Origin of the sequence: Agrobacterium sp. V1, from assembly GCF_030518355.1 — a bacterium.
GTDB lineage: Bacteria > Pseudomonadota > Alphaproteobacteria > Rhizobiales > Rhizobiaceae > Agrobacterium > Agrobacterium cucumeris.
The window spans coordinates 913,759-935,435 of sequence record NZ_JAULSF010000001.1; the positions used below are offsets into that span (position 1 = coordinate 913,759).

General features: G+C 58.6%; 20 protein-coding genes and 3 tRNA genes. 21 read left to right on the forward strand and 2 right to left on the reverse strand.

Features of this window, described 5'->3' with window-relative positions; all coding sequences use genetic code 11:
* Positions 1-36: 36 nt before the first annotated feature.
* The 3 genes from lon to QSV77_RS04515 all read left to right on the forward strand — a co-directional run bounded on the left by lon (position 37) and on the right by QSV77_RS04515 (position 5,566).
* Positions 37-2,454, forward strand: coding sequence for an endopeptidase La (gene lon / locus QSV77_RS04505; protein WP_142839604.1), 2,418 nt, complete (start codon positions 37-39; stop codon positions 2,452-2,454).
* A gap of 288 nt (positions 2,455-2,742) precedes the next feature.
* Complete coding sequence (hupB, locus tag QSV77_RS04510; protein ID WP_003496481.1) at positions 2,743-3,018, forward strand: DNA-binding protein HupB; 276 nt, start codon at positions 2,743-2,745, stop codon at positions 3,016-3,018.
* 349 nt (positions 3,019-3,367) lie between these two features.
* Positions 3,368-5,566, forward strand: coding sequence for an esterase-like activity of phytase family protein (locus QSV77_RS04515; RefSeq protein ID WP_302732656.1), 2,199 nt, complete (start codon positions 3,368-3,370; stop codon positions 5,564-5,566).
* 203 nt (positions 5,567-5,769) lie between these two features.
* On the opposite strand, the gene QSV77_RS04520 is transcribed toward QSV77_RS04515, so the two are convergent.
* Positions 5,770-5,892: a hypothetical protein gene (locus tag QSV77_RS04520; RefSeq protein ID WP_269698071.1), complete on the reverse strand. Its 123-nt coding sequence runs from the start codon at positions 5,890-5,892 to the stop codon at positions 5,770-5,772.
* Positions 5,893-6,215: 323 nt separating this feature from the next.
* Positions 6,216-6,291: transfer RNA gene (locus QSV77_RS04525), tRNA-Val, on the reverse strand.
* Between the two features lie 219 nt (positions 6,292-6,510).
* Between QSV77_RS04525 and QSV77_RS04530 the strand changes: the two genes are divergently transcribed.
* The 18 genes from QSV77_RS04530 to QSV77_RS04615 all read left to right on the forward strand — a co-directional run bounded on the left by QSV77_RS04530 (position 6,511) and on the right by QSV77_RS04615 (position 21,670).
* A complete protein-coding gene (locus QSV77_RS04530; protein WP_269698069.1) occupies positions 6,511-6,648 on the forward strand; it encodes a hypothetical protein in 138 nt (45 codons plus the stop codon).
* Positions 6,649-6,736: 88 nt separating this feature from the next.
* Positions 6,737-6,813, forward strand: a tRNA-Asp gene (locus tag QSV77_RS04535).
* Between the two features lie 42 nt (positions 6,814-6,855).
* Positions 6,856-6,932, forward strand: a tRNA-Asp gene (locus tag QSV77_RS04540).
* 436 nt (positions 6,933-7,368) lie between these two features.
* Positions 7,369-7,734, forward strand: a complete 366-nt coding sequence (locus QSV77_RS04545; protein WP_046800315.1) for an NADH-quinone oxidoreductase subunit A — start codon at positions 7,369-7,371, stop codon at positions 7,732-7,734.
* On the forward strand, positions 7,725-8,309 hold the full coding sequence (locus QSV77_RS04550; protein WP_003496467.1) for an NADH-quinone oxidoreductase subunit B family protein: 585 nt from the start codon (positions 7,725-7,727) through the stop codon (positions 8,307-8,309). Before QSV77_RS04545 ends, QSV77_RS04550 begins: the two co-directional genes overlap by 10 nt.
* Before the next feature lie 20 nt (positions 8,310-8,329).
* Entirely contained in the window at positions 8,330-8,932 is a 603-nt protein-coding gene (locus tag QSV77_RS04555) for an NADH-quinone oxidoreductase subunit C (RefSeq protein ID WP_046800314.1), read from the forward strand.
* Complete coding sequence (locus QSV77_RS04560; RefSeq protein ID WP_269698065.1) at positions 8,929-9,357, forward strand: GFA family protein; 429 nt, start codon at positions 8,929-8,931, stop codon at positions 9,355-9,357. Before QSV77_RS04555 ends, QSV77_RS04560 begins: the two co-directional genes overlap by 4 nt.
* Before the next feature lies 1 nt (position 9,358).
* On the forward strand, positions 9,359-10,549 hold the full coding sequence (locus QSV77_RS04565; RefSeq protein WP_020012326.1) for an NADH-quinone oxidoreductase subunit D: 1,191 nt from the start codon (positions 9,359-9,361) through the stop codon (positions 10,547-10,549).
* Positions 10,549-10,809: a hypothetical protein gene (locus QSV77_RS04570; protein ID WP_020012327.1), complete on the forward strand. Its 261-nt coding sequence runs from the start codon at positions 10,549-10,551 to the stop codon at positions 10,807-10,809. Before QSV77_RS04565 ends, QSV77_RS04570 begins: the two co-directional genes overlap by 1 nt.
* Positions 10,810-10,825: 16 nt before the next feature.
* Positions 10,826-11,932, forward strand: coding sequence for an NADH-quinone oxidoreductase subunit E (locus QSV77_RS04575; protein WP_269710453.1), 1,107 nt, complete (start codon positions 10,826-10,828; stop codon positions 11,930-11,932).
* Positions 11,933-11,942: 10 nt separating this feature from the next.
* Complete coding sequence (gene nuoF, locus QSV77_RS04580; RefSeq protein ID WP_080817174.1) at positions 11,943-13,247, forward strand: NADH-quinone oxidoreductase subunit NuoF; 1,305 nt, start codon at positions 11,943-11,945, stop codon at positions 13,245-13,247.
* A 149-nt stretch (positions 13,248-13,396) separates the two neighbouring features.
* Complete coding sequence (gene nuoG / locus QSV77_RS04585) at positions 13,397-15,478, forward strand: NADH-quinone oxidoreductase subunit NuoG (protein WP_302732657.1); 2,082 nt, start codon at positions 13,397-13,399, stop codon at positions 15,476-15,478.
* A 13-nt stretch (positions 15,479-15,491) separates the two neighbouring features.
* Positions 15,492-16,538 carry an NADH-quinone oxidoreductase subunit NuoH gene (gene nuoH, locus QSV77_RS04590; RefSeq protein WP_302732658.1) on the forward strand — a complete coding sequence of 349 codons (1,047 nt, stop codon included), beginning with the start codon at positions 15,492-15,494 and terminating at the stop codon, positions 16,536-16,538.
* A 36-nt stretch (positions 16,539-16,574) separates the two neighbouring features.
* Positions 16,575-17,066: an NADH-quinone oxidoreductase subunit NuoI gene (gene nuoI, locus QSV77_RS04595; RefSeq protein ID WP_142839609.1), complete on the forward strand. Its 492-nt coding sequence runs from the start codon at positions 16,575-16,577 to the stop codon at positions 17,064-17,066.
* A gap of 137 nt (positions 17,067-17,203) precedes the next feature.
* Positions 17,204-17,818, forward strand: a complete 615-nt coding sequence (locus QSV77_RS04600) for an NADH-quinone oxidoreductase subunit J (RefSeq protein ID WP_052818538.1) — start codon at positions 17,204-17,206, stop codon at positions 17,816-17,818.
* A gap of 27 nt (positions 17,819-17,845) precedes the next feature.
* Entirely contained in the window at positions 17,846-18,154 is a 309-nt protein-coding gene (gene nuoK / locus QSV77_RS04605) for an NADH-quinone oxidoreductase subunit NuoK (protein ID WP_003521516.1), read from the forward strand.
* A 7-nt stretch (positions 18,155-18,161) separates the two neighbouring features.
* Entirely contained in the window at positions 18,162-20,159 is a 1,998-nt protein-coding gene (nuoL, locus tag QSV77_RS04610) for an NADH-quinone oxidoreductase subunit L (RefSeq protein ID WP_142839610.1), read from the forward strand.
* A complete protein-coding gene (locus QSV77_RS04615) occupies positions 20,159-21,670 on the forward strand; it encodes an NADH-quinone oxidoreductase subunit M (protein ID WP_142839611.1) in 1,512 nt (503 codons plus the stop codon). The genes nuoL and QSV77_RS04615 overlap by 1 nt, the downstream gene beginning before the upstream one ends.
* Positions 21,671-21,677 lie beyond the last annotated feature (7 nt).

Genomic DNA, 21,677 nt, shown 5'->3' on the forward strand with positions numbered 1-21,677 from the left:
AAAGTGTCCCGAAAGGGACCATGGAAAGGAAATGATATGACGAACATCACGTCTGCGGCATCTGGCGGTACCTATCCGGTACTTCCCCTGCGCGACATTGTCGTTTTCCCGCATATGATCGTTCCCCTGTTCGTCGGGCGGGAAAAATCCATTCGTGCGCTCGAAGAGGTCATGGGTTCGGACAAGCAGATCATGCTCGTCACCCAGATCAATGCCAGCGATGACGATCCGACCCCGGATGCCATCCACAAGGTCGGCACCGTCGCCAACGTTCTCCAGCTTCTGAAGCTGCCGGACGGTACCGTGAAGGTGCTGGTGGAAGGCAAGGGCCGCGCCCAGATCGACGAATACACCGGCCGTGAGGATTTTTACGAAGCCTCCGCGACGCCGTTGCAGGAGCCTGCGGAAGACCCGGTCGAGATCGAGGCGCTGTCGCGTTCCGTCGTTTCGGAATTCGAGAGCTATGTGAAGCTCAACAAGAAGATTTCGCCCGAGGTTGTCGGCGCTGCCGGTCAGATCGACGATTATTCGAAGCTTGCCGATACGGTCGCTTCGCACCTGTCGATCAAGATCACCGAAAAGCAGGAAATGCTGGAAACCGTCAGCGTGAAGCAGCGGCTTGAAAAGGCGCTCGGCTTCATGGAAGGCGAGATTTCGGTGCTGCAGGTCGAGAAGCGCATCCGCTCGCGCGTCAAGCGCCAGATGGAAAAGACCCAGCGCGAATATTATCTGAACGAGCAGATGAAGGCGATCCAGAAGGAACTTGGCGACGGCGAAGATGGCCGTGACGAGATGGCCGAGCTGGAAGAGCGCATCGCCAAGACCAAGCTTTCCAAGGAGGCCAAGGAAAAGGCCGAGGCGGAAATGAAGAAGCTTCGCCAGATGAGCCCGATGTCCGCGGAAGCGACCGTCGTGCGCAACTATCTGGACTGGCTGTTGAGCCTGCCCTGGGGCAAGAAGTCGAAGGTCAAGACCGACCTCAACAGCGCGGAGACGATCCTCGATCAGGATCATTTCGGTCTGGACAAGGTCAAGGAACGCATCGTCGAATATCTGGCCGTGCAGGCGCGTGCTACCAAGATCCGCGGACCCATCCTGTGCCTCGTTGGTCCTCCCGGCGTCGGCAAAACCTCGCTCGCCAAGTCGATCGCCAAGGCGACCGGCCGCGAATATGTGCGCATGGCGCTTGGCGGCGTGCGTGACGAGGCGGAAATCCGCGGTCACCGCCGCACCTATATCGGCTCCATGCCGGGCAAGATCGTCCAGTCGATGAAGAAAGCAAAGAAGGCGAACCCGCTGTTCCTGCTCGACGAAATCGACAAGATGGGCATGGATTTCCGTGGCGACCCGTCATCCGCACTGCTGGAGGTTCTCGATCCGGAACAGAACTCCACCTTCATGGATCACTACCTTGAAGTGGAATATGACCTGTCCGACGTGATGTTCGTGACCACGGCCAACACGCTGAACATTCCAGGCCCGCTGATGGACCGTATGGAAGTGATCCGCATTGCCGGTTATACGGAAGACGAGAAGCGCGAAATCGCCAAGCGTCACCTGTTGCCGAAGGCGATAAAGGAACATGCCCTGCGTCCGGAAGAGTTCTCGGTTACCGATGACGCTCTGATGATCGTCATCCAGCAGTACACCCGTGAGGCGGGCGTGCGCAGCTTCGAACGCGAGCTGATGAAGCTGGCGCGTAAGGCTGTCACCGAGATCATCAAGGGCAAGGTCAAGTCCGTCGAGGTTACCGCTGCCAACGTTCCGGATTATCTGGGCGTTCCGCGGTTCCGCCACGGCGAGGCCGAGCGTGAGGATCAGGTCGGTGTCGTCACCGGTCTTGCCTGGACGGAAGTCGGCGGTGAGCTGCTCACCATCGAAGGCGTGATGATGCCGGGCAAGGGCCGCATGACGGTTACCGGCAACCTCAAGGAAGTGATGAAGGAATCCATTTCGGCGGCGGCATCTTATGTCCGTTCGCGCGCCGTGGACTTCGGCATCGAGCCGCCGCGCTTCGACAAGAGCGACATCCACGTTCACGTTCCCGAAGGTGCGACCCCGAAGGACGGACCGTCCGCCGGTGTTGCCATGGCCACCGCCATCGTCTCCATCATGACCGGTATTCCGGTTTCGAAGGATGTGGCGATGACGGGCGAGATCACACTCCGTGGTCGCGTGCTGCCGATCGGCGGCCTGAAGGAAAAGCTGCTTGCGGCGCTTCGTGGTGGCATCAAGAAGGTGCTGATCCCGGAAGAAAACGCCAAGGATCTGGCGGAGATTCCGGACAATGTGAAGAACGAGATGGAAATCATCCCGGTTTCGCGCATGGGCGAGGTCATCGAACACGCGCTGCTTCGCAAGCCGGAGCCCATCGAGTGGGACGGCAGCATCGAGACACCCGTGATCGCCACGGTCGAAGGTGTCGACGACGGCGGTCAGACGATCGCACATTGATACATGTATTGGCGCGGAAGCCGGAATCGGTTTTCGCAAAGCGCGGTGCATAGAATCAATGTGTTAGGTATCGGAAGACAGCTGCGGTGCTTCGGCCCGCGCAAGTGATGCCAAATTGGCACGAATATGGGGAAGGCCGGCAGAAATGTCGGCCTTTTTTGTGAAAAAACCCGTAGACCCCTTGTTTTTCAGGCGATTCCAGCGCTTTTGAGTTGCTGCGCGCGGATGCGAATGTATTCTGCGCCGGCTTAATTTTAGTCGTTTCAAACCATTGAAAGGGGTGGAAACATGAACAAGAACGAGCTCGTCTCTGCTGTTGCCGAAAAGGCTGGTCTCACGAAGGCAGATGCTGCTTCCGCTGTTGATGCCGTATTCGAAACCGTACAGAACGAACTGAAGAGCGGTGGCGACATCCGCCTCGCTGGCTTCGGCAGCTTCTCCGTTAGCCGCCGTGAAGCCTCCAAGGGTCGTAACCCTTCCACGGGTGCTGAAGTCGATATCCCGGCTCGCAACGTACCGAAGTTTTCCGCAGGCAAGGGCCTGAAGGACGCTGTTAACTCGTAAGGTTTCCGGAAGGTCGTGATGCCCGGCGGCGGGCATACGGTTTTTCAGGTTCACGAGGAAGCATGTTTTGACGCGCTCACACCATCAGCAGGCATGAAGAGGGCAGCCTTTCGGAAGTCTCTTTCGGACAGGCCAGTCTCTCGGTCAGTATGGTGTGGATTGAAAGTGTCGATGCGTGGCTGTGTAGCTTCCATCCGGACACACGGCGTTTCGATACACGATGCGCATAAACACGAAAGCCCGGCCTTCATGGCCGGGCTTTTTGATTCTCCCGACAGGAAATGTCATCCCACTGTCATGTCTTTGACGCAGAAGCCATGGGGTATTTCTGGACCCAAGGGGGATTATAATGGCGTTCCGATTTTCTCATATGGCCTTGACTGCTGCGCTGCTGACATCCGCAGCTTTCCCGGCCGCTGCCGAGCCGGTTTTCAACCGCATCGCATCTTTCCCGGTGGCGAAAAACCTGCCCGCAGGCAAGGACGCCAAGTCCGTCACGTCGGCTGAAATCGTCACCGCCAGCGAAGATGGCAAGACGCTGATCTATTCGGACAGCCCGCTCGGTGGCATCGGCTTCATCGACATCACCGACGCCAAGGCCCCGAAGGCTGGCGGTGCGCTGCTGCTTGAAGGCGAGCCGACTTCGGTCGCCGTTGCCGGCGTCAAGGTTCTCGCCGGCGTCAACACGTCGGAAAGCTTCGTCAAGCCGTCAGGCAAGCTGGTAACGGTCGATATCGCCACCAAGAAGATCGAGGCAAGCTGTGATCTCGGCGGCCAGCCCGATTCGGTTGCCGTCTCTCCGGACAAGACCTTTGCCGCCATCGCAATCGAGAACGAGCGCGACGAAGAGGTGAACGAAGGCGCCGTGCCGCAGATGCCCGCCGGTTATCTGGTAACGGTTGGCCTGAAGAATGGCGTTGCCGATTGTGCGACGCTGAAGAAGATCGAGCTCACCGGTCTGGCCGAAATCGCCCCGGAAGATCCGGAGCCGGAATTCGTTTCGATCAACGCCAATGGCGAAATCGCGCTCACGCTGCAGGAAAACAACCATATCGTTATAATCGACGGCAAGACCGGCACGGTGAAGACGCATTTCTCCGCCGGCACGGTTGACCTCGAAGGCATCGACACGAAGTCGGACGGCCAGCTGAAGTTCACCGACAAGCAGGAAGGCCGCAAGCGCGAGCCGGATGCCGTGAAGTGGCTGGACAATGACCGTATTGTCATCGCCAATGAAGGTGACTGGCAGGGCGGTTCGCGCGGCTTCACCATCTTCGACAAGACCGGCAAGCTTCTCTATGAAGCTGGCGCTTCGCTCGAGCATGCGGTTGCGGCCATCGGCCACTATCCGGCAAAGCGCTCCAAGGCCAAGGGCATCGAGCCGGAAGGTCTGGAAGCGGCAACATTCGGCGATCAGAAGTATTTCTTCGTGCTTGCCGAGCGCGCCTCCGTCGTTGCTGTCTACAAGGACACCGGCAAGGAGCCGGAACTGACGCAACTTCTGCCGTCAGGCGTTTCACCGGAAGGCGCAGTCGCCATCCCGTCGCGTAATCTTCTTGTTACGGCGAACGAGGTGGATCTGGTCGAAGACGGCGGCGTCCGCTCGCACGTCATGATCTATGAGCGCGCTGAAGGTGAAGCAGCCTATCCGCAGCTGGTTTCCGCCACTGTCGACGGTGCACCGATCGGCTGGGGCGCTCTTTCGGGCCTGGTCGGCGATGCCGAGAAGCCCGGCATTCTTTATGCCGTTTCCGACTCGGTTTATGGCAACCAGCCGTCGATCTACACGATCGACGCAACGAAGAAGCCCGCAACCATCACCAGCGTGCTGCGCATCAAGCGTGACGGTATCGCTGCCCAGAAACTCGATATCGAAGGTATCACGCTGGACGGCAAGGGCGGCTTCTGGCTGGCCTCGGAAGGCGACAGCGCCAAGCTCGTCCCGCACGCGCTCTACAACGTCAATGCCAAGGGTGAAATCAAGGCTGAGATCGCCCTGCCGAAGGTACTGCTTGCCGGCGACACCCGCTTCGGTTTCGAAGGCGTGACCATGATCGGCAAGGGCGACGACGCGACGCTGTGGATGGCTGTGCAGCGCGAATGGGGTACGGACGAGAAGGGCTTCGTCAAGCTCGTTTCCTATAATCCGAAGTCCAAGGAATGGGGCGCCGTGCGTTACCCGCTCGACAAGACCGAGGCAGGCTGGATCGGCCTTTCTGAAATCACTGCCCAGGGCGAATATGTCTATATCGTCGAGCGTGACAACCAGATCGGCGACAAGGCCAAGATCAAGAAGCTCTACCGCGTGGCGATCGCAGATCTGAAGCCGGGCAAGATCGGTGGCGAGCTGCCGCTGGTGGCCAAGCAGGAAGCGCATGACTTTCTGCCTGACCTGAAGGCCCAGACCAACGGTTACGTCGTCGACAAGCTGGAAGGCTTCACCTTCGACAAGGCCGGAACGGCCTATGCCGTGACCGACAATGACGGCGTGGACGATTCTTCCGGTGAGACGCTGTTCTTCAAGGTTGATATGAAGGCAATCAACTGATCGTACCGATTGGCTTCGCAAATGAGAAAAGCCGGGCACAGCCCGGCTTTTTTTGTCGCTGAAGGCCCCCGGTGCGGCGGCGCGGTTTGCACGGCGTGTCGCAGCGCAGGCCCTCAAGGCTGGCGTTGTCGCGTCGGGGATGGCTCAGAGAGAGACTTGTCGGGGGCTATTGGGGGGAAAAGTTGCGGACCGATGATAAAGGATCACCGCCCCATGGAGTTCTTGCTTTTCGGAGTATCGCTTTTTTCCGAGTCCTGCTGGACCCAACGGAAGAAAATATAAACAGGCAGCGCAATAAGCGCGAGTGTTACAAACGCGTCGATCATGGTTTCATCCATTATTTCTACCGTTCATCATGAAACGGCTCGAAAACAATGCCCGAAATCTGTTTAAAAAGTCTGAATCTGCTTATTTTTCGGTATGTTGCGGGGTGATACAGGGACTGGGAGAAGCTGTCGGAATCTGAAACAGCAGTACCGATTTGGCATGGGAAAAATCGCAAAACGATTCCATCCGACTGAAACGCAGCCCCGACATCCATTGATGAGTGGGGCAGGGGGCGATTCCCTCTGGGAAGAATTTACGGAAAATAGAAATCGCATCCGAATGACATTCGGCTTCAAGCTCAAAAATTTGATAGGCTTGGGAATGGTGGGCGATGAGAGACTCGAACTCCCGACATCCTCGGTGTAAACGAGGCGCTCTACCAACTGAGCTAATCGCCCTTCGCGTGTCTCGGATCATGTCCGCCGCGTCGGTGGCCGTGATGTATTCGGATCGGAAAAAAACCGCAAGGGCTTTTGTGAAGTTTTTTTGTTTTTTTTGCCGACAGCTTTTCCCTTCATCGAAGGTTGGCGGCGAAAAGCCGGGAACTGCGGGCTTTCCGGTGAAAACGAATCCGCAGCGACCTTGAGAGGCAGGCGGAAATCTTGCCTGAGACGCCCATGGCTGTGGACAAGTTTTTTGTTTTCGTTGGGAAAAGCCTGCAGAACAGGGCATTTGCGCCAGCGCCCGTCAAAGGCCTCTCAGTTTTTCCCGATCAAAATGCAGAAGCTTATTCTTTTGTCGTGAAACCTGCTTGACACCCCCGCACGAACGCCGTAGTTAGCCGCTCAACGAACAGCCGAGGCTGGTTCGTACGGCGGGACAAGGTCCTGTCCGTCAGGAGATGCGGGTGTAGCTCAGTTGGTTAGAGTGCCGGCCTGTCACGCCGGAGGTCGCGGGTTCGAGCCCCGTCACTCGCGCCATCCTGTTCCTCGGAAATAAACGCAGATGAATATCTGCGATGCGCGGGTGTAGCTCAGTCGGTTAGAGTGCCGGCCTGTCACGCCGGAGGTCGCGGGTTCGAGCCCCGTCACTCGCGCCATTTCTCTTCCTGAAATGACTCCCAGAAAAAGCCATCTGAAGCGCCAGCCAGGCGCCTTTGCATGAGCGATTTCACCGCCTGATTCCGCCCCGCGCAAGCACGATTTTTCCTGCCTTTTTCACTCAAGTTTCGATTTCTGAAAATCGTCACTTCGGTGCCTTTTTGACATAAAATTCGTGTGACTTTTTTGCGGTTGCGTCCTTCAATCGATTATTATTGTATTTGAGGGGCTTAGGTCGGAATTGTGGCCCAAATTTGCGTCAATTCGGGCAATATTGTTGCCAATCAATGCGGCAGGTGTCTTGAAATGGTGCCTAAACTCTTGCAGAGAGGGCGCGGCTGCGCTAACCACTTTGGCGTTGCAACATATTTGTGCGCCTTGAGACTTATCAGTCGCAAAGGCAGGTCCGGCACCCGGCCGGGCAAGGAAGAGACCATGACTGAACTCCTCAGTTCCTACATTCCGATCGCAATATTCATCGGTATCGCTCTTGTCATTGGCCTGGCGCTTCTCATTGCGCCGTTTGCTGTCGCTTACAAGGCGCCGGACCCGGAAAAGCTTTCCGCTTTCGAGTGCGGTTTCAATGCCTTCGACGACGCCCGCATGAAGTTTGATATCCGCTTTTACCTGGTGTCGATCCTCTTCATCATCTTCGATCTGGAAGTGGCCTTCCTGTTCCCGTGGGCGGTGTCCTTCGGTGACATGGGCTGGTTCGGTTTCTGGTCGATGATGGTGTTTCTTGGCGTCCTCACCATTGGCTTTATCTATGAGTGGAAGAAGGGAGCGCTGGAATGGGCATGAGCCAGAACAACAGCACGCTCGTTGCGCCGCAGCCGAAGGGGATCATCGATCCCTCGACCGGCAAGCCGGTTGGCAGCAACGATGCCTACTTCACGGAAATCAATGACGAGTTGGCCGACAAGGGCTTCCTCGTCACCTCGACCGACGAGCTGATCACCTGGGCGCGTACCGGCTCCCTGATGTGGATGCAGTTCGGTCTCGCCTGCTGCGCCGTTGAAGGCCTGATGCAGGCTTCGGGTCCGCGTTATGACATGGAGCGCTTCGGTGTCGCCCCGCGCGCTTCGCCGCGCCAGTCTGACGTAATGATCGTTGCCGGCACGCTGACCAACAAGATGGCGCCGGCGCTGCGCAAGGTCTATGACCAGATGCCTGAGCCGCGTTACGTCATTTCCATGGGCTCTTGCGCCAATGGCGGTGGTTATTACCACTATTCCTACGCCGTGGTGCGCGGTTGCGACCGTGTCGTGCCAGTGGATATTTACGTTCCGGGCTGTCCCCCCACGGCGGAAGCGCTGCTTTACGGCGTTCTTCTGCTGCAGAAGAAGATCCGGCGTACCGGTACGATCGAGCGCTAAGGGCAAAGGACGGATAGATAATGAGCGAAGCTCTCAACGATCTTGCTGCTTACGTTAAGGAAGCGCGCGGTTCTCTCGTGGTATCTGCCGATATCGCCTATGGCGAGCTGACGCTGAACACGACAACTGAAAGCGTGATTGCGCTTTTGACCTTCCTGCGCGACGACGTGCAGTGCGGTTTCGTCAACATCATCGATATTTGCGGCGTTGACTGGCCGCAGCGCGAAAAGCGTTTCGATGTCGTCTACCATCTTCTGTCGCCGCGCCAGAATCTGCGCGTGCGCATCAAGCTGCAGGTGGCGGAAGACGAGGGCGTTCCTTCATCGACCTCCGTCTACATGGGCGCGGAATGGTTCGAGCGCGAAGCCTGGGATATGTATGGCATTCCTTTCGAGGGCCATAAGGACCTGCGCCGCATCCTCACGGATTACGGTTTTGAAGGCCATCCGCTGCGCAAGGATTTTCCGGTTACCGGCTTTGTGGAAGTGCGTTACGATGACGTTCTGAAGCGGGTTCTTTATGAACCGGTCGAACTGAAGCAGGAATTCCGTAACTTCGACTTCCTTTCCCCGTGGGAAGGAACCGAATATGTTCTCCCGGGTGACGAAAAGGCCAAGCAATGAGCCAAGCCCCCGCGACAGAGCATGGACAATGTCTTTGCGGCGCCGTTGGCTTTAATGCCGGCATTGGCGCCCGCGAATTCGGCGTTTGCCATTGCTCCATGTGCCGCCGCTGGTCCGGCGGTGCGTTCATGGCTGTCGAATGCACCGGCGTTTCCTTTGAAAACGAAGAACAGCTTGGCGTCTTTTCCTCCTCGGAATGGGGCGAGCGTTGCTTCTGCACGAATTGCGGCAGCACCTTGATGTGGCGTTCCAAGGATGGCCAACATCTGGCCGTGTCGCTGCAGGCTTTCGACAACCCTTCCAGTTTCACGTTCGCGTCGCAGATTTTCACGGATGAAAAGCCTTCGAGCTATTCTTTCGCAGAAACCACGCAGAACATGACCGGCCCCGAATTCATCGCCATGATCACCTCGGCGGAGCACTAGAATGACTGAGCATAACGTCCGCAATTTCACGATCAACTTCGGTCCGGAACACCCGTCCGCGCACGGCGTGCTGCGTCTGGTTCTGGAACTGGACGGCGAAATCGTCGAGCGCGTCGATCCGCATATCGGTCTTCTGCATCGCGGCACCGAAAAGCTGATCGAGACCAAGACCTATCTGCAGGCCGTTCCCTATTTCGACCGTCTCGACTATGTCGCGCCGATGAACCAGGAACACGCTTTCGCGCTCGCCGTCGAAAAGCTGCTCGGCCTCGAAATCCCCATGCGCGGCCAGCTGATCCGCGTGCTTTATTCGGAAATCGGCCGCATCCTGTCGCACATCATGAACGTCACAACGCAGGCCATGGACGTTGGTGCCATGACGCCGCCGGTCTGGGGTTTCGAAGAGCGCGAAAAGCTGATGGTGTTTTACGAGCGCGCCTGTGGCGCCCGCATGCACTCGGCTTACGTTCGTCCGGGCGGCGTGCATCAGGACCTGCCGCCGGAGCTGGTGGACGATATCGGCAAGTGGTGCGATCCGTTCCTCACCGTTCTCGACAATATCGAAGGCCTGTTGACCGACAACCGCATCTACAAGCAGCGTAACGTCGATATCGGCGTCGTCTCGCTTGAAGACGCCTTTGCCTGGGGTTTCACGGGCGTGATGGTGCGTGGCTCGGGCGCTGCCTGGGATTTGCGTCGTTCGCAGCCTTACGAGTGCTATTCCGATCTGGAATTCGACATCCCCGTCGGCAAGAACGGCGATTGCTATGATCGCTACCTGATCCGCATGCAGGAAATGCGCGAATCGGTAAAGATCATGAAGCAGTGCGTTGATCTTCTGTCCGGCAAGCATCGCATCGGCCCGGTCTCCTCGCTTGACGGCAAGGTCGTTCCGCCCAAGCGCGGCGAGATGAAGCGGTCGATGGAAGCTTTGATCCACCACTTCAAGCTTTACACCGAAGGTTACCACGTTCCCGCCGGCGAAGTTTACGCCGCCGTCGAAGCGCCGAAGGGCGAGTTCGGCGTCTATGTGGTCGCCGATGGCTCTAACAAGCCTTACCGCTGCAAGATCCGCGCTCCGGGTTATGCGCATCTGCAGGCGATGGATTTCCTGTGCAAGGGCCATCAGCTTGCCGACGTTACAGCCGTGCTCGGCTCCCTCGACATCGTGTTCGGGGAGGTCGACCGCTGATGCGTCTGCCGCTGGCCATATTGGCTCTTCTTGCTGCGATGTCTGCCCCCGTTCTCGCCCAGACGGCGACGGATGAGGGCGGCGTGTCGCTGTCAAGCGGCGGCGGTTCAACCATCAAGCAGCTTCTGTCGTCGGGATACGAGATCAAGGCCTCGGTTCCGAATGGCAGCAAGTTCATTGTGTTCATGCAAAAAGACAAGGCGGCTTACGCCTGCGAATTCGTCACGGTGGCGAGATCGCGTTGTGAGACGTTAAACTGAAAAGGCGTGAGGAAGTATGTCCGTTCGTCGACTAGCCGAAGATCAGTTCCAGCCCGTGGCGTTTGCCTTCAACGCGGATAATACCGCATGGGCGGAAAAGACGATCAAGAAATATCCCGAGGGACGCCAGCAATCGGCTGTCATCCCGCTGCTCATGCGTGCGCAGGAGCAGGACGGCTGGGTTACCCGCGCCGCCATCGAAAAGATCGCCGACATGCTGGATATGGCCTATATCCGTGTCATGGAAGTGGCGACCTTCTATACCCAGTTCCAGCTGAAGCCGGTCGGCACGCGCGCCCACGTTCAGGTCTGCGGCACCACGCCCTGCATGTTGCGCGGTTCCGAAGCGCTGATGGATGTCTGCCGCAAGAAGATCCACCACGATCCGCTGCACACCAATGAGAGCGGCACGCTGTCCTGGGAAGAAGTGGAATGTCAGGGCGCCTGCGTCAACGCGCCGATGGTCATTATCTTCAAGGATGCCTATGAGGACCTGACGCCCGAGCGCCTGGAAGAAATCATCGACACGTTCGAGGCGGGCAAGGGCGACACGGTCAAGACCGGCCCGCAGATCGACCGTCACGAGTCGGTTCCAGTCGGCGGGCTGACGACGCTGACGGAAGAGATCAAGCCTGACCGTTCCAATCTCGACAAGCCGGCCGAAGTGCCTGCGGATGCCGCACCGGTTCCGCCGTCCAATGCCGCCAAGCCGAAGACGGACGCGCCGGAAACCGATCCGAAGCTGAAGACGCCGGCCAATGAGCCGAAGGCTGCGGAAGCCAATGTAAAGACCGTCGAAAAGGAAGCTTCCGGAACGGCTGCGGCGGCAAAGCCGTCGCTCGACTCCAAGGATCGTCCGGCCGGCATCGAACGCCCGGCGACGCCTGACGACCTGAAGCTCATTTCCGGCGTTGGTCCGAAGATCGAAGGCACGCTGCACGAGCTCGGCATCTTCACCTTTGCGCAGGTCGCCGGCTGGAAGAAGGCCGAATGCGACTGGGTCGACGGTTATCTGAATTTCAAGGGCCGCATCGAACGCGACGAGTGGATCAAGCAGGCCGAGGCGCTCGCCAAGGGTGGCGAAGCCGAGTATATCAGGGTCTTCGGCAAGAAGCCGCGGTAAGAGGTGAAGCATGTTAAAAGATCAGGATCGCATCTTTACCAATCTCTACGGCCTCAAGGACAAGTCCCTGAAGGGCGTGAGAGCGCGCGGCCATTGGGACGGCACCAAGCAGATCATCGAAAAGGGTCGTGACTGGATCATCAACGAGATGAAGGCTTCCGGCCTTCGTGGTCGCGGTGGCGCTGGCTTCCCGACGGGTCTCAAATGGTCCTTCATGCCGAAGGAAAATGACGGCCGTCCGCATTATCTCGTCGTTAACGCCGACGAATCCGAACCCGGCACCTGCAAGGACCGCGAAATCCTGCGCAACGATCCGCATACGCTGATCGAAGGCTGCGTGATCGCCGGTTTCGCCATGGGCGCGCATACCGCCTATATCTACGTGCGCGGCGAATATATGCGCGAGCGTGAAGCGCTTCAGGCGGCCATCGACGAGTGCTACGATGCCGGCCTGCTCGGCAAGAACAACAAGAACGGCTGGGATTTCGACATCTACGTCCATCACGGCGCGGGTGCCTATATCTGCGGCGAAGAGACGGCTCTGCTCGAAAGCCTTGAAGGCAAGAAGGGCCAGCCGCGCCTCAAGCCCCCGTTCCCGGCCAATATGGGTCTTTACGGCTGCCCGACGACCGTCAACAACGTTGAATCGATCGCCGTTGCGCCGACCATCCTGCGCCGTGGCGCTGCATGGTTCTCGGGGATCGGCCGTCCGAACAATGTCGGCACCAAGCTGTTCATGGTGTCAGGCCATGTCGAGCGTCCGTGCACCTTCGAAGATGCGCTGGGCCTGTCCTTCCGTGAGCTGATCGAACACCATTGCGGTGGCATTCGTGGCGGCTGGGACAATCTGCTCGGCGTCATCCCCGGCGGCGCATCCTGCCCCATCGTGCGCGGTGAGGACATGAAGGACGCCATCATGGACTTTGACGGCATGCGCGAAGTGAAGTCTTCCTTCGGCACCGGCGGCATGATTGTCATGGACAAGTCCACCGACGTCATCAAGGCGATTGCCCGCATCGCGGCTTTCTTCAAGCATGAAAGCTGCGGCCAGTGCACGCCGTGCCGCGAAGGCACCGGCTGGATGTGGCGCGTGCTGGAGCGCATGGTCAAGGGTAACGCGCAGAAGCGCGAAATCGACATGCTGTTTGAAGTGACCAAGCAGATCGAAGGCCATACCATCTGTGCGCTCGGCGACGCCGCCGCATGGCCGGTACAGGCGCTGATCCGCAATTTCCGTCCGGAAATCGAAAAGCGCATCGACCAATATACCTACAGGGCCATGGATGATGGCGCTGTTCTGGAAGCCGCTGAATAAGCATCGAAGGCTTCGAGCGGAGCCGGAAATTTCCGGCCCCGCAACACCATGAAACGTCTGGCAAACCTTCGGATGCCGGGCGCGATTAAGGATTTGTTGCGGACCGTGTGAGACATGGGACGAACAGGCAACAGGACGTAAGTAGAACCATGGCAAAGCTCAAGGTTGACGGTAAAGAGATCGAGGTTCCGGATCATTTCACGCTGTTGCAGGCGTGCGAGGAGGCTGGTGCCGAAGTTCCGCGCTTTTGTTTTCATGAGCGCTTGTCGGTCGCGGGTAACTGCCGCATGTGTCTCATCGAGGTGAAGGGCGGACCGCCCAAGCCGGCCGCCTCCTGCGCCATGGGCGTGCGCGATGTTCGCGGCGGCCCGAACGGCGAATTGCCTGAGGTTTTCACCAATACGCCGATGGTCAAGAAGGCCCGCGAAGGCGTGATGGAGTTCCTGCTCATCAACCATCCGCTGGATTGCCCGATCTGCGACCAGGGCGGCGAATGCGACCTGCAGGACCAGGCCATGGCCTTCGGTATCGCCGGTTCGCGTTATGCGGAAAACAAGCGCGCTGTTGAAGACAAATATATCGGACCGCTCGTCAAGACGGTCATGAACCGTTGCATCCACTGCACGCGCTGCGTCCGTTTCACAACGGAAGTTGCCGGCATTGCCGAACTGGGCCTTATCGGCCGCGGCGAAGATGCCGAAATCACCACCTATCTCGAGCAGGCCATGACCTCGGAGCTGCAGGGCAACGTTGTTGACCTTTGCCCGGTCGGCGCGCTCACCTCCAAGCCTTTCGCCTTCACCGCCCGTCCGTGGGAACTGAACAAGACCGAAACCATCGACGTGATGGACGCGCTCGGTTCGGCCATCCGCGTCGATACCCGTGGCCGCGAAGTCATGCGCGTCATGCCGCGCGTCAACGAGGCGATCAACGAAGAGTGGATTTCCGACAAGAGCCGCTTCATCTGGGACGGCCTGAAGACGCAGCGCCTAGACCGGCCTTACGTCCGCAAGGATGGCCGTCTGCAGCCCGCCACCTGGGGCGAAGCCTTCGGTGCGATCAAGCAGGCTGTTGCCGCAACATCCGGCAACAAGATCGGCGCGATCGCCGGCGATCTGTCTTCCGTTGAAGAAATGTTCGCGCTGAAGTCGCTTCTTGCCTCGCTCGGCTCGGCCAATGTCGATTGCCGTCAGGATGGCGCAACGCTTGATCCGTCTTTGGGTCGCGCAAGCTATATCTTCAATTCCACCATTGAAGGCATCGAGCAGGCGGACGCACTGCTGATCGTTGGCGCTAACCCGCGTTTCGAAGCGGCTGTCCTCAACGCCCGTATCCGCAAGCGCTGGCGTCGTGGCGGTTTCCCGATCGGCGTGATCGGCGAAGCTGGTGAACTGCGCTACAATTATGAATATCTCGGCTCGGGTGCGGAAACGCTCTCCGATCTGGCCAATGGCTCGCACAGCTTCGTTGACAAGCTGAAGTCCGCCAAGAACCCGCTGATCATCATCGGTCAGGGTGCTCTTGCCCGCGCCGATGGTGCCGCCGTTCTTGCTGCCGCTGCCAAGCTCGCCGTTTCGGTCGGTGCTGTCAGCGAAGAGTGGAACGGTTTCTCCGTTCTGCACACCGCAGCTGCCCGCGTTGGCGGTCTCGATATCGGCTTCGTGCCGGGCGAGGGCGGTGTTGCCGCCGCTGAAATGGTCGCCTCCATGGATGTTCTCTTCCTGCTCGGCGCCGATGAACTCGATCTGTCGAACAAGGGCGCCAAGTTCACCGTTTATATCGGCAGCCATGGCGATCAGGGCGCGATGAACGCCGACGTCATCCTTCCGGGCGCGGCCTATACCGAAAAATCCGGTATCTGGGTCAACACCGAAGGCCGTGTGCAGGTGGGCAACCGCGCCGGTTTCGCACCGGGCGAAGCTCGCGAAGACTGGGCGATCCTGCGTGCGCTGTCCGACGTTCTCGGCAAGAAGCTGCCGTTCGATTCGCTGTCGGCGCTGCGCGGTCAGCTCTATGTCGCGCATCCGCATCTGGCGGAAACCGACGAGATCGTCGCCGGCAACGGCCAGGATATCGAGGCTTTGGCCGGCAAGACCGGCTCGCTCAACAAGTCGGCGTTTGCTTCGCCGGTAAAAGACTTTTATTTGACGAACCCGATTGCGCGTGCATCCGCCGTCATGGCCGAGTGTTCCGCATTGGCCCGCAACAATTTCCAGGCTGCGGCAGAGTAAGGGTAGGGGATTTATGGAACAGTTTTTCTGGAGCTACGTCTGGCCCGCGCTGATCATGGTCGGCCAGTCCCTGCTGCTTCTCGTTTGCCTTCTGGTGGCCATCGCCTTCCTTCTGCTTGCCGACCGCAAGGTCTGGGCAGCCGTGCAGCTGCGCCGTGGTCCGAACGTTGTTGGTCCCTTCGGTCTCTTCCAGTCCTTCGCCGACCTTTTGAAGTTCATCCTCAAGGAACCGGTCATTCCGGCCGGCGCCAACAAGGCGGTTTTCCTTCTGGCGCCGCTGGTGGCCGTGACGCTGGCGCTTGCCACCTACGCGGTCATTCCCTTCGCCGATGGCTGGGTCGTCGCCAATATCAATGTCGGCATTCTCTACATCTTCGCGATTTCTTCGCTTGAAGTGTACGGCATCATCATGGGCGGCTGGGCTTCGAACTCGAAATATCCGTTCCTCGGCGCGCTGCGTTCGGCGGCGCAGATGGTGTCCTATGAAGTGTCGATCGGTCTCGTCATCGTCACCGTTCTGCTCTGCGTCGGCTCGCTGAACCTCACGGATATCGTTCTCGCCCAGCGCACCGGGCTTGGCACGATGATCGGCCTGCCGGCATCGTTCCTCGACTGGCACTGGCTGTCGCTGTTCCCGATGTTCATCGTGTTCTTCATTTCGGGCCTTGCCGAAACCAACCGTCCGCCCTTCGATCTTCCGGAAGCGGAATCGGAGCTTGTCGCCGGTCACATGGTCGAATATGGCTCGACGCCTTACATGATGTTCATGCTCGGCGAATATGCTGCGATCGTTCTAATCTGCTGCCTGACGACGATCCTGTTCCTTGGCGGCTGGCTGCCGATCGTGGATGTATGGTTCCTGAAGTGGGTGCCGGGCATCGTCTGGTTCGCGCTGAAGGGCTGCATGGTCTTCTTCATGATCGCGCTCACCAAGGCCTTCGTTCCGCGTTACCGTTATGACCAGCTCATGCGCCTTGGCTGGAAGGTTTTCCTGCCGCTGTCGCTCGCGATGGTCGTGATCGTTGCATTCGTATTGAAGCTGACGGGGTGGGCCGGTTGATGTCCAAACTCCTCGCTCAAAGATCTGGAGACTGAGATGGCAAGCCTCTCCCAAGCCGTCAATTCACTGTTCCTCAAGGAGTTCGTCGGCGCGATCCTGCTGACGATGCGCCACTTCTTCAAGCAGAAGGCGACGGTGAACTATCCTTTCGAAAAGGGCCCGGTCTCTCCGCGCTTCCGTGGTGAACATGCGCTGCGCCGTTATCCGAACGGTGAAGAACGCTGCATCGCCTGCAAGCTGTGTGAAGCCATCTGTCCCGCTCAGGCGATCACCATCGAAGCCGGGCCGCGCCGCAATGACGGCACCCGCCGCACGGTGCGTTACGATATCGACATGGTGAAGTGCATCTATTGCGGCTTCTGCCAGGAAGCCTGCCCGGTGGATGCGATCGTCGAAGGCCCGAACTTCGAATTCGCGACGGAAACCCGCGAGGAGCTTTATTTCGACAAGCAGAGGCTTCTCGACAATGGCGACCGCTGGGAGCGTGAAATCGCGCGCAACCTCGCACTGGATGCACCTTACCGCTAAGGTGCAACCGTCTTTCCGGGGGAGACCCCGGAAAGCGATGAAAAAGTAAAATGCCTGCGCGGTTTTCGCCGGCGGGGACGAAACGGGTGAGGGGGCTTGAAGCCATCTTCTCCCGATGAGGACAAGAAGGCACCAAGATGGGTCTGCACGCTGTATTCTTTTATATATTCGCTTTCGTCGCCGTGGCGTCTGCGTTCATGGTCATCGCATCGAAGAACCCTGTTCATTCGGTGCTCTTCCTGATTTTGACCTTCTTCAACGCAGCCGCGCTGTTCCTGCTGACGGGGGCCGAGTTCCTCGCCATGATCCTGCTGGTGGTCTATGTCGGCGCGGTCGCGGTGCTCTTCCTCTTCGTCGTCATGATGCTGGATGTGGATTTTGCCGAGCTCCGCTCCGGTGTGCTGCAATATGCGCCTGTCGGTGCGCTGATCGGCGTCATTCTGGCCGCCGAGCTGATCGTCGTGGTCGGCGGCAGCGTTCTGAACCCGGTCGCGGCAAAATCGATCACCATGCCGATCCCGCCGGCCGCAGAGCGCACCAATACCGCCGCGCTCGGTGATGTGCTTTATACGAATTATGTCTACTTCTTCCAGCTCGCCGGTCTCGTGCTGCTGGTGGCCATGATCGGCGCCATCGTGCTGACCCTGCGTCATCGCACCGACATCAAGCGGCAGGATATCTCCACGCAGGTCGGCCGCGACCCGAAGACCGCCGTCACCACGGTCAAGGTCAAGCCGGGCCAGGGCATCTGAAGGCGAACGGATCCAAGGAAACAGAATATGGAAATCGGTCTTTCCCACTACCTGACGGTCAGCGCCATCCTCTTCACGATCGGCGTGTTCGGCATCTTCCTCAACCGGAAGAACGTCATCGTCATCCTCATGTCGATCGAGCTTATCCTTCTGGCGGTCAACATCAACATGGTGGCCTTCTCGGCCTTCCTGAACGATATCGTCGGCCAGGTCTTCGCTTTGTTCATTCTGACCGTCGCAGCTGCCGAAGCGGCCATCGGTCTTGCAATACTCGTTGTCTTCTACCGCAACCGCGGATCGATCGCCGTCGAAGACGTCAATATGATGAAGGGCTGATAAGGCTATGATCTACAAGGCTATCGTCTTTCTTCCACTGATCGGCTTCCTGATCGCCGGCCTGTTCGGCCGCTCGATCGGCGCCAAGGCGTCGGAATATGTCACCACCGGTCTGATGATCGTGGTCGCCATCCTGTCGTGGATCGTCTTCTTCACCGTGGCACTCGCCCATGGTGAGCCGGGCGAGGTGATCAAGGTTACTGTCCTGCGCTGGATCCAGTCCGGCGGCATCGATGTCGAATGGGCTTTCCGCATCGATACGCTGACGGCCGTCATGTTCGTCGTGGTCAACACGGTCTCGACGCTCGTGCACCTTTATTCGATCGGATACATGCACCACGATCCGCATCGTCCGCGCTTCTTTGCCTATCTGTCGCTCTTCACCTTCGCCATGCTGATGCTGGTGACCTCTGACAACCTGCTGCAGATGTTCTTCGGCTGGGAAGGCGTGGGTCTGGCGTCCTATCTGCTGATCGGCTTCTGGTTCAAGAAACCTTCGGCTTCTGCAGCCGCCATGAAGGCCTTCATCGTCAACCGCGTCGGTGACTTCGGCTTCATCCTCGGCATTTCCGGCGTCTTCGTGCTGTTCGGCTCGATCAATCTCGAAACCGTCTTCGCTGCCGCCAGCACCTATCTGCCGGCCGAAGGTGCTGCTTCCAGCGAAACCGTCATCAACCTGTTCGGCATGCAGCTGGACAAGGCCAATGCGATAACGGGCGTCTGCCTGCTGCTCTTCATGGGCGCCATGGGTAAATCGGCGCAGTTCCTGCTGCACACCTGGCTGCCGGACGCGATGGAAGGCCCGACCCCGGTGTCTGCCCTCATTCACGCCGCAACCATGGTCACGGCCGGCGTCTTCCTCGTCGCCCGCATGTCGCCGCTGTTTGAACTGTCACCGGATGCGCTGACCGTCGTGACGCTGATCGGTGCGATCACCGCTTTCTTCGCGGCAACCGTCGGCCTCGTGCAGAATGACATCAAGCGTGTTATCGCCTATTCGACCTGCTCGCAGCTCGGTTACATGTTCGTGGCGCTCGGCGTCGGCGCTTATGGCGCTGCCGTATTCCACCTCTTCACGCACGCCTTCTTCAAGGCCCTGCTGTTCTTGTGCGCCGGCTCGGTCATCCATGCCGTCGATGGAGAGCAGGACATGCGTTACATGGGTGGCCTGCGCAAGCATATCCCCATCACCTTCTGGACCATGACCGTTGGCACGTTGGCGCTGACCGGCGTTGGTATTCCGGGCACGATGATCGGTTTTGCCGGCTTCTTCTCGAAGGACGTCATCATCGAATCCGCTTACGCGTCCCATTCGGTTCTGTCCGGTTTCGCCTTCACGCTGCTGGTCATCGCCGCGCTGTTCACCAGCTTCTATTCCTGGCGTCTGGCTTTCATGACCTTCTTCGGCAAGCCGCGCGCATCTGCCGACGTCATGCACCATGTGCATGAATCGCCGATGGTCATGCTGATCCCGCTTTTCATCCTCACGGTTGGCGCGATCTTTGCCGGTGTTGCCTTCGAAGGTTATTTCTTCGGCCACGAATATGCCGAGTTCTGGAAGGGCGCTCTGTTCACGCTTCCGGAAAATGAAATCCTCGAAGAGTTCCACCACGTGCCGCTGTGGGTGAAGTGGAGCCCGTTCTTCGCCATGGCCCTTGGTTTCGTGACCGCCTGGTACATGTACATCAAGTCGCCGGAAACGCCGAAGCGTCTGGCAGCGACCCATCGTGGCCTCTACCAGTTCCTCTTGAACAAGTGGTACTTCGACGAACTCTACGACTTCCTCTTCGTTCGTTCCGCAAAGGCGCTCGGCCGCTTCCTGTGGAAGAAGGGCGACGTCGCCGTCATCGACCATTATGGACCGAACGGCATTGCAGCGCGTGTGGTTGATGTGACCAACCGCATGGTCCGCCTGCAATCCGGTTACCTCTATCATTATGCCTTTGCGATGCTGATCGGCATCGCGGCGCTTGTCACCTGGATGATGCTCGGGAGTGCCCTCTGATGACCGATTGGCCTATTCTTTCAACGGTCACCTTTCTGCCGCTCGTCGGCGTGGTGCTCCTGCTGCTGACAAATGAGAACGGCCCTTATGGTCGTCGCAACATTCTCAATGTCTCGCTGCTGACGACCGTTTTCACCTTCCTCGTGTCGCTGTTCATCTGGATCGGTTTCGACAATTCGAATCCCGGTTTCCAGATGGTCGAAAAACACGCCTGGTTCGGCAACATCGCCGCCTATCATCTGGGTGTCGACGGCATCTCCATGCTGTTCGTCATCCTCACCACCTTCCTCATGCCCTTCTGCGTGCTGGCAAGCTGGGAATCGATCGAGAAGCGCGTCAAGGAATACATGATCGCCTTCCTGCTTCTGGAAGTCGTCATGATCGGCGTCTTCGTGGCGCTGGATACGGTTCTCTTCTACGTCTTCTTCGAAGCGACGCTGATCCCGATGTTCATCATCATCGGCGTCTGGGGCGGCAAGGATCGCGTCTACGCATCCTACAAATTCTTCCTCTACACGCTGCTCGGCTCGGTTCTGACCATGCTCGCCATCATGGCAATGTACTGGCAGTCCGGTACGACCGACATGACGGAACTGCTGAAATACGGCTTCCCGGCCGGCATGCAGACCTGGCTCTGGCTTGCCTGTTTTGCGGCCTTCTCGGTGAAGATGCCGATGTGGCCGGTACACACCTGGCTGCCCGACGCCCACGTTCAGGCGCCGACAGCAGGCTCCGTCATTCTTGCCGGCGTCATGCTGAAGCTCGGCGGTTACGGTTTCATCCGCTTCTCGCTGTCGATGTTCCCGCTGGCTTCGGATTATTTCGCTCCCTTCGTCTTCACGCTGTCGGTTCTCGCCATCATCTACACCTCGCTGGTGGCGATGATGCAGGACGACATCAAAAAGCTGATCGCCTATTCCTCCGTCGCCCACATGGGTTACGTGACCATGGGCATCTTTGCTGCCAACGTTCAGGGCGTGCAGGGCGCGATCTTCCAGATGCTGTCGCACGGTATCGTGTCTGGCGCGCTCTTCCTCTGCGTCGGCGTTGTCTATGACCGGCTGCATACCCGCGAGATTTCCGCCTATGGTGGTCTCGTCAACAATATGCCGAAATATGCCGTCGCCTTCATGATCTTCACCATGGCCAATGTCGGTCTGCCCGGCACCTCCGGCTTCGTTGGTGAATTCCTGACCCTGGTCGGCGTCTTCCGTGCCAACACGCTGGTCGCACTGTTTGCGGCAACCGGTGTCATCCTCTCGGCAGCCTATGCGCTGTGGCTTTACCGCCGCGTGATCTTCGGTGCGCTCGAGAAGGAAAGCCTGAAGTCGATGCTCGATCTGTCAACCCGCGAAAAGGTTATCCTTTATCCGCTGGTTGCGCTGACGATCTTCTTCGGTGTCTATCCGGCACCGGTGTTCGATGCGACAGCCGCATCGGTCGATCTTCTGGTAAACAACTATTCGGCTGCATTGCAGGCGGCGCAAAATGTTGCGCTCTCTATGAATTGACGACAGG

Excerpts from the sequence above, each read along its gene's own strand:
- QSV77_RS04575 (WP_269710453.1), top strand. The coding sequence starts at position 10,826 with ATGTCCGTTCGTCGACTAGCCGAAGATCAGTTCCAGCCCGTGGCGTTT.
- QSV77_RS04560 (WP_269698065.1), top strand. The coding sequence starts at position 8,929 with ATGAGCCAAGCCCCCGCGACAGAGCATGGACAATGTCTTTGCGGCGCC.
- QSV77_RS04520 (WP_269698071.1), bottom strand. The coding sequence starts at position 5,892 with ATGATCGACGCGTTTGTAACACTCGCGCTTATTGCGCTGCCTGTTTAT.
- nuoF (WP_080817174.1), top strand. The coding sequence starts at position 11,943 with ATGTTAAAAGATCAGGATCGCATCTTTACCAATCTCTACGGCCTCAAG.
- QSV77_RS04515 (WP_302732656.1), top strand. The coding sequence starts at position 3,368 with ATGGCGTTCCGATTTTCTCATATGGCCTTGACTGCTGCGCTGCTGACA.
- nuoG (WP_302732657.1), top strand. The coding sequence starts at position 13,397 with ATGGCAAAGCTCAAGGTTGACGGTAAAGAGATCGAGGTTCCGGATCAT.
- nuoL (WP_142839610.1), top strand. The coding sequence starts at position 18,162 with ATGATCTACAAGGCTATCGTCTTTCTTCCACTGATCGGCTTCCTGATC.
- QSV77_RS04565 (WP_020012326.1), top strand. The coding sequence starts at position 9,359 with ATGACTGAGCATAACGTCCGCAATTTCACGATCAACTTCGGTCCGGAA.
- QSV77_RS04600 (WP_052818538.1), top strand. The coding sequence starts at position 17,204 with ATGGGTCTGCACGCTGTATTCTTTTATATATTCGCTTTCGTCGCCGTG.
- nuoI (WP_142839609.1), top strand. The coding sequence starts at position 16,575 with ATGGCAAGCCTCTCCCAAGCCGTCAATTCACTGTTCCTCAAGGAGTTC.
- nuoH (WP_302732658.1), top strand. The coding sequence starts at position 15,492 with ATGGAACAGTTTTTCTGGAGCTACGTCTGGCCCGCGCTGATCATGGTC.
- QSV77_RS04570 (WP_020012327.1), top strand. The coding sequence starts at position 10,549 with ATGCGTCTGCCGCTGGCCATATTGGCTCTTCTTGCTGCGATGTCTGCC.
- QSV77_RS04545 (WP_046800315.1), top strand. The coding sequence starts at position 7,369 with ATGACTGAACTCCTCAGTTCCTACATTCCGATCGCAATATTCATCGGT.
- QSV77_RS04550 (WP_003496467.1), top strand. The coding sequence starts at position 7,725 with ATGGGCATGAGCCAGAACAACAGCACGCTCGTTGCGCCGCAGCCGAAG.
- QSV77_RS04555 (WP_046800314.1), top strand. The coding sequence starts at position 8,330 with ATGAGCGAAGCTCTCAACGATCTTGCTGCTTACGTTAAGGAAGCGCGC.
- QSV77_RS04615 (WP_142839611.1), top strand. The coding sequence starts at position 20,159 with ATGACCGATTGGCCTATTCTTTCAACGGTCACCTTTCTGCCGCTCGTC.
- nuoK (WP_003521516.1), top strand. The coding sequence starts at position 17,846 with ATGGAAATCGGTCTTTCCCACTACCTGACGGTCAGCGCCATCCTCTTC.
- lon (WP_142839604.1), top strand. The coding sequence starts at position 37 with ATGACGAACATCACGTCTGCGGCATCTGGCGGTACCTATCCGGTACTT.
- QSV77_RS04530 (WP_269698069.1), top strand. The coding sequence starts at position 6,511 with ATGGCTGTGGACAAGTTTTTTGTTTTCGTTGGGAAAAGCCTGCAGAAC.
- hupB (WP_003496481.1), top strand. The coding sequence starts at position 2,743 with ATGAACAAGAACGAGCTCGTCTCTGCTGTTGCCGAAAAGGCTGGTCTC.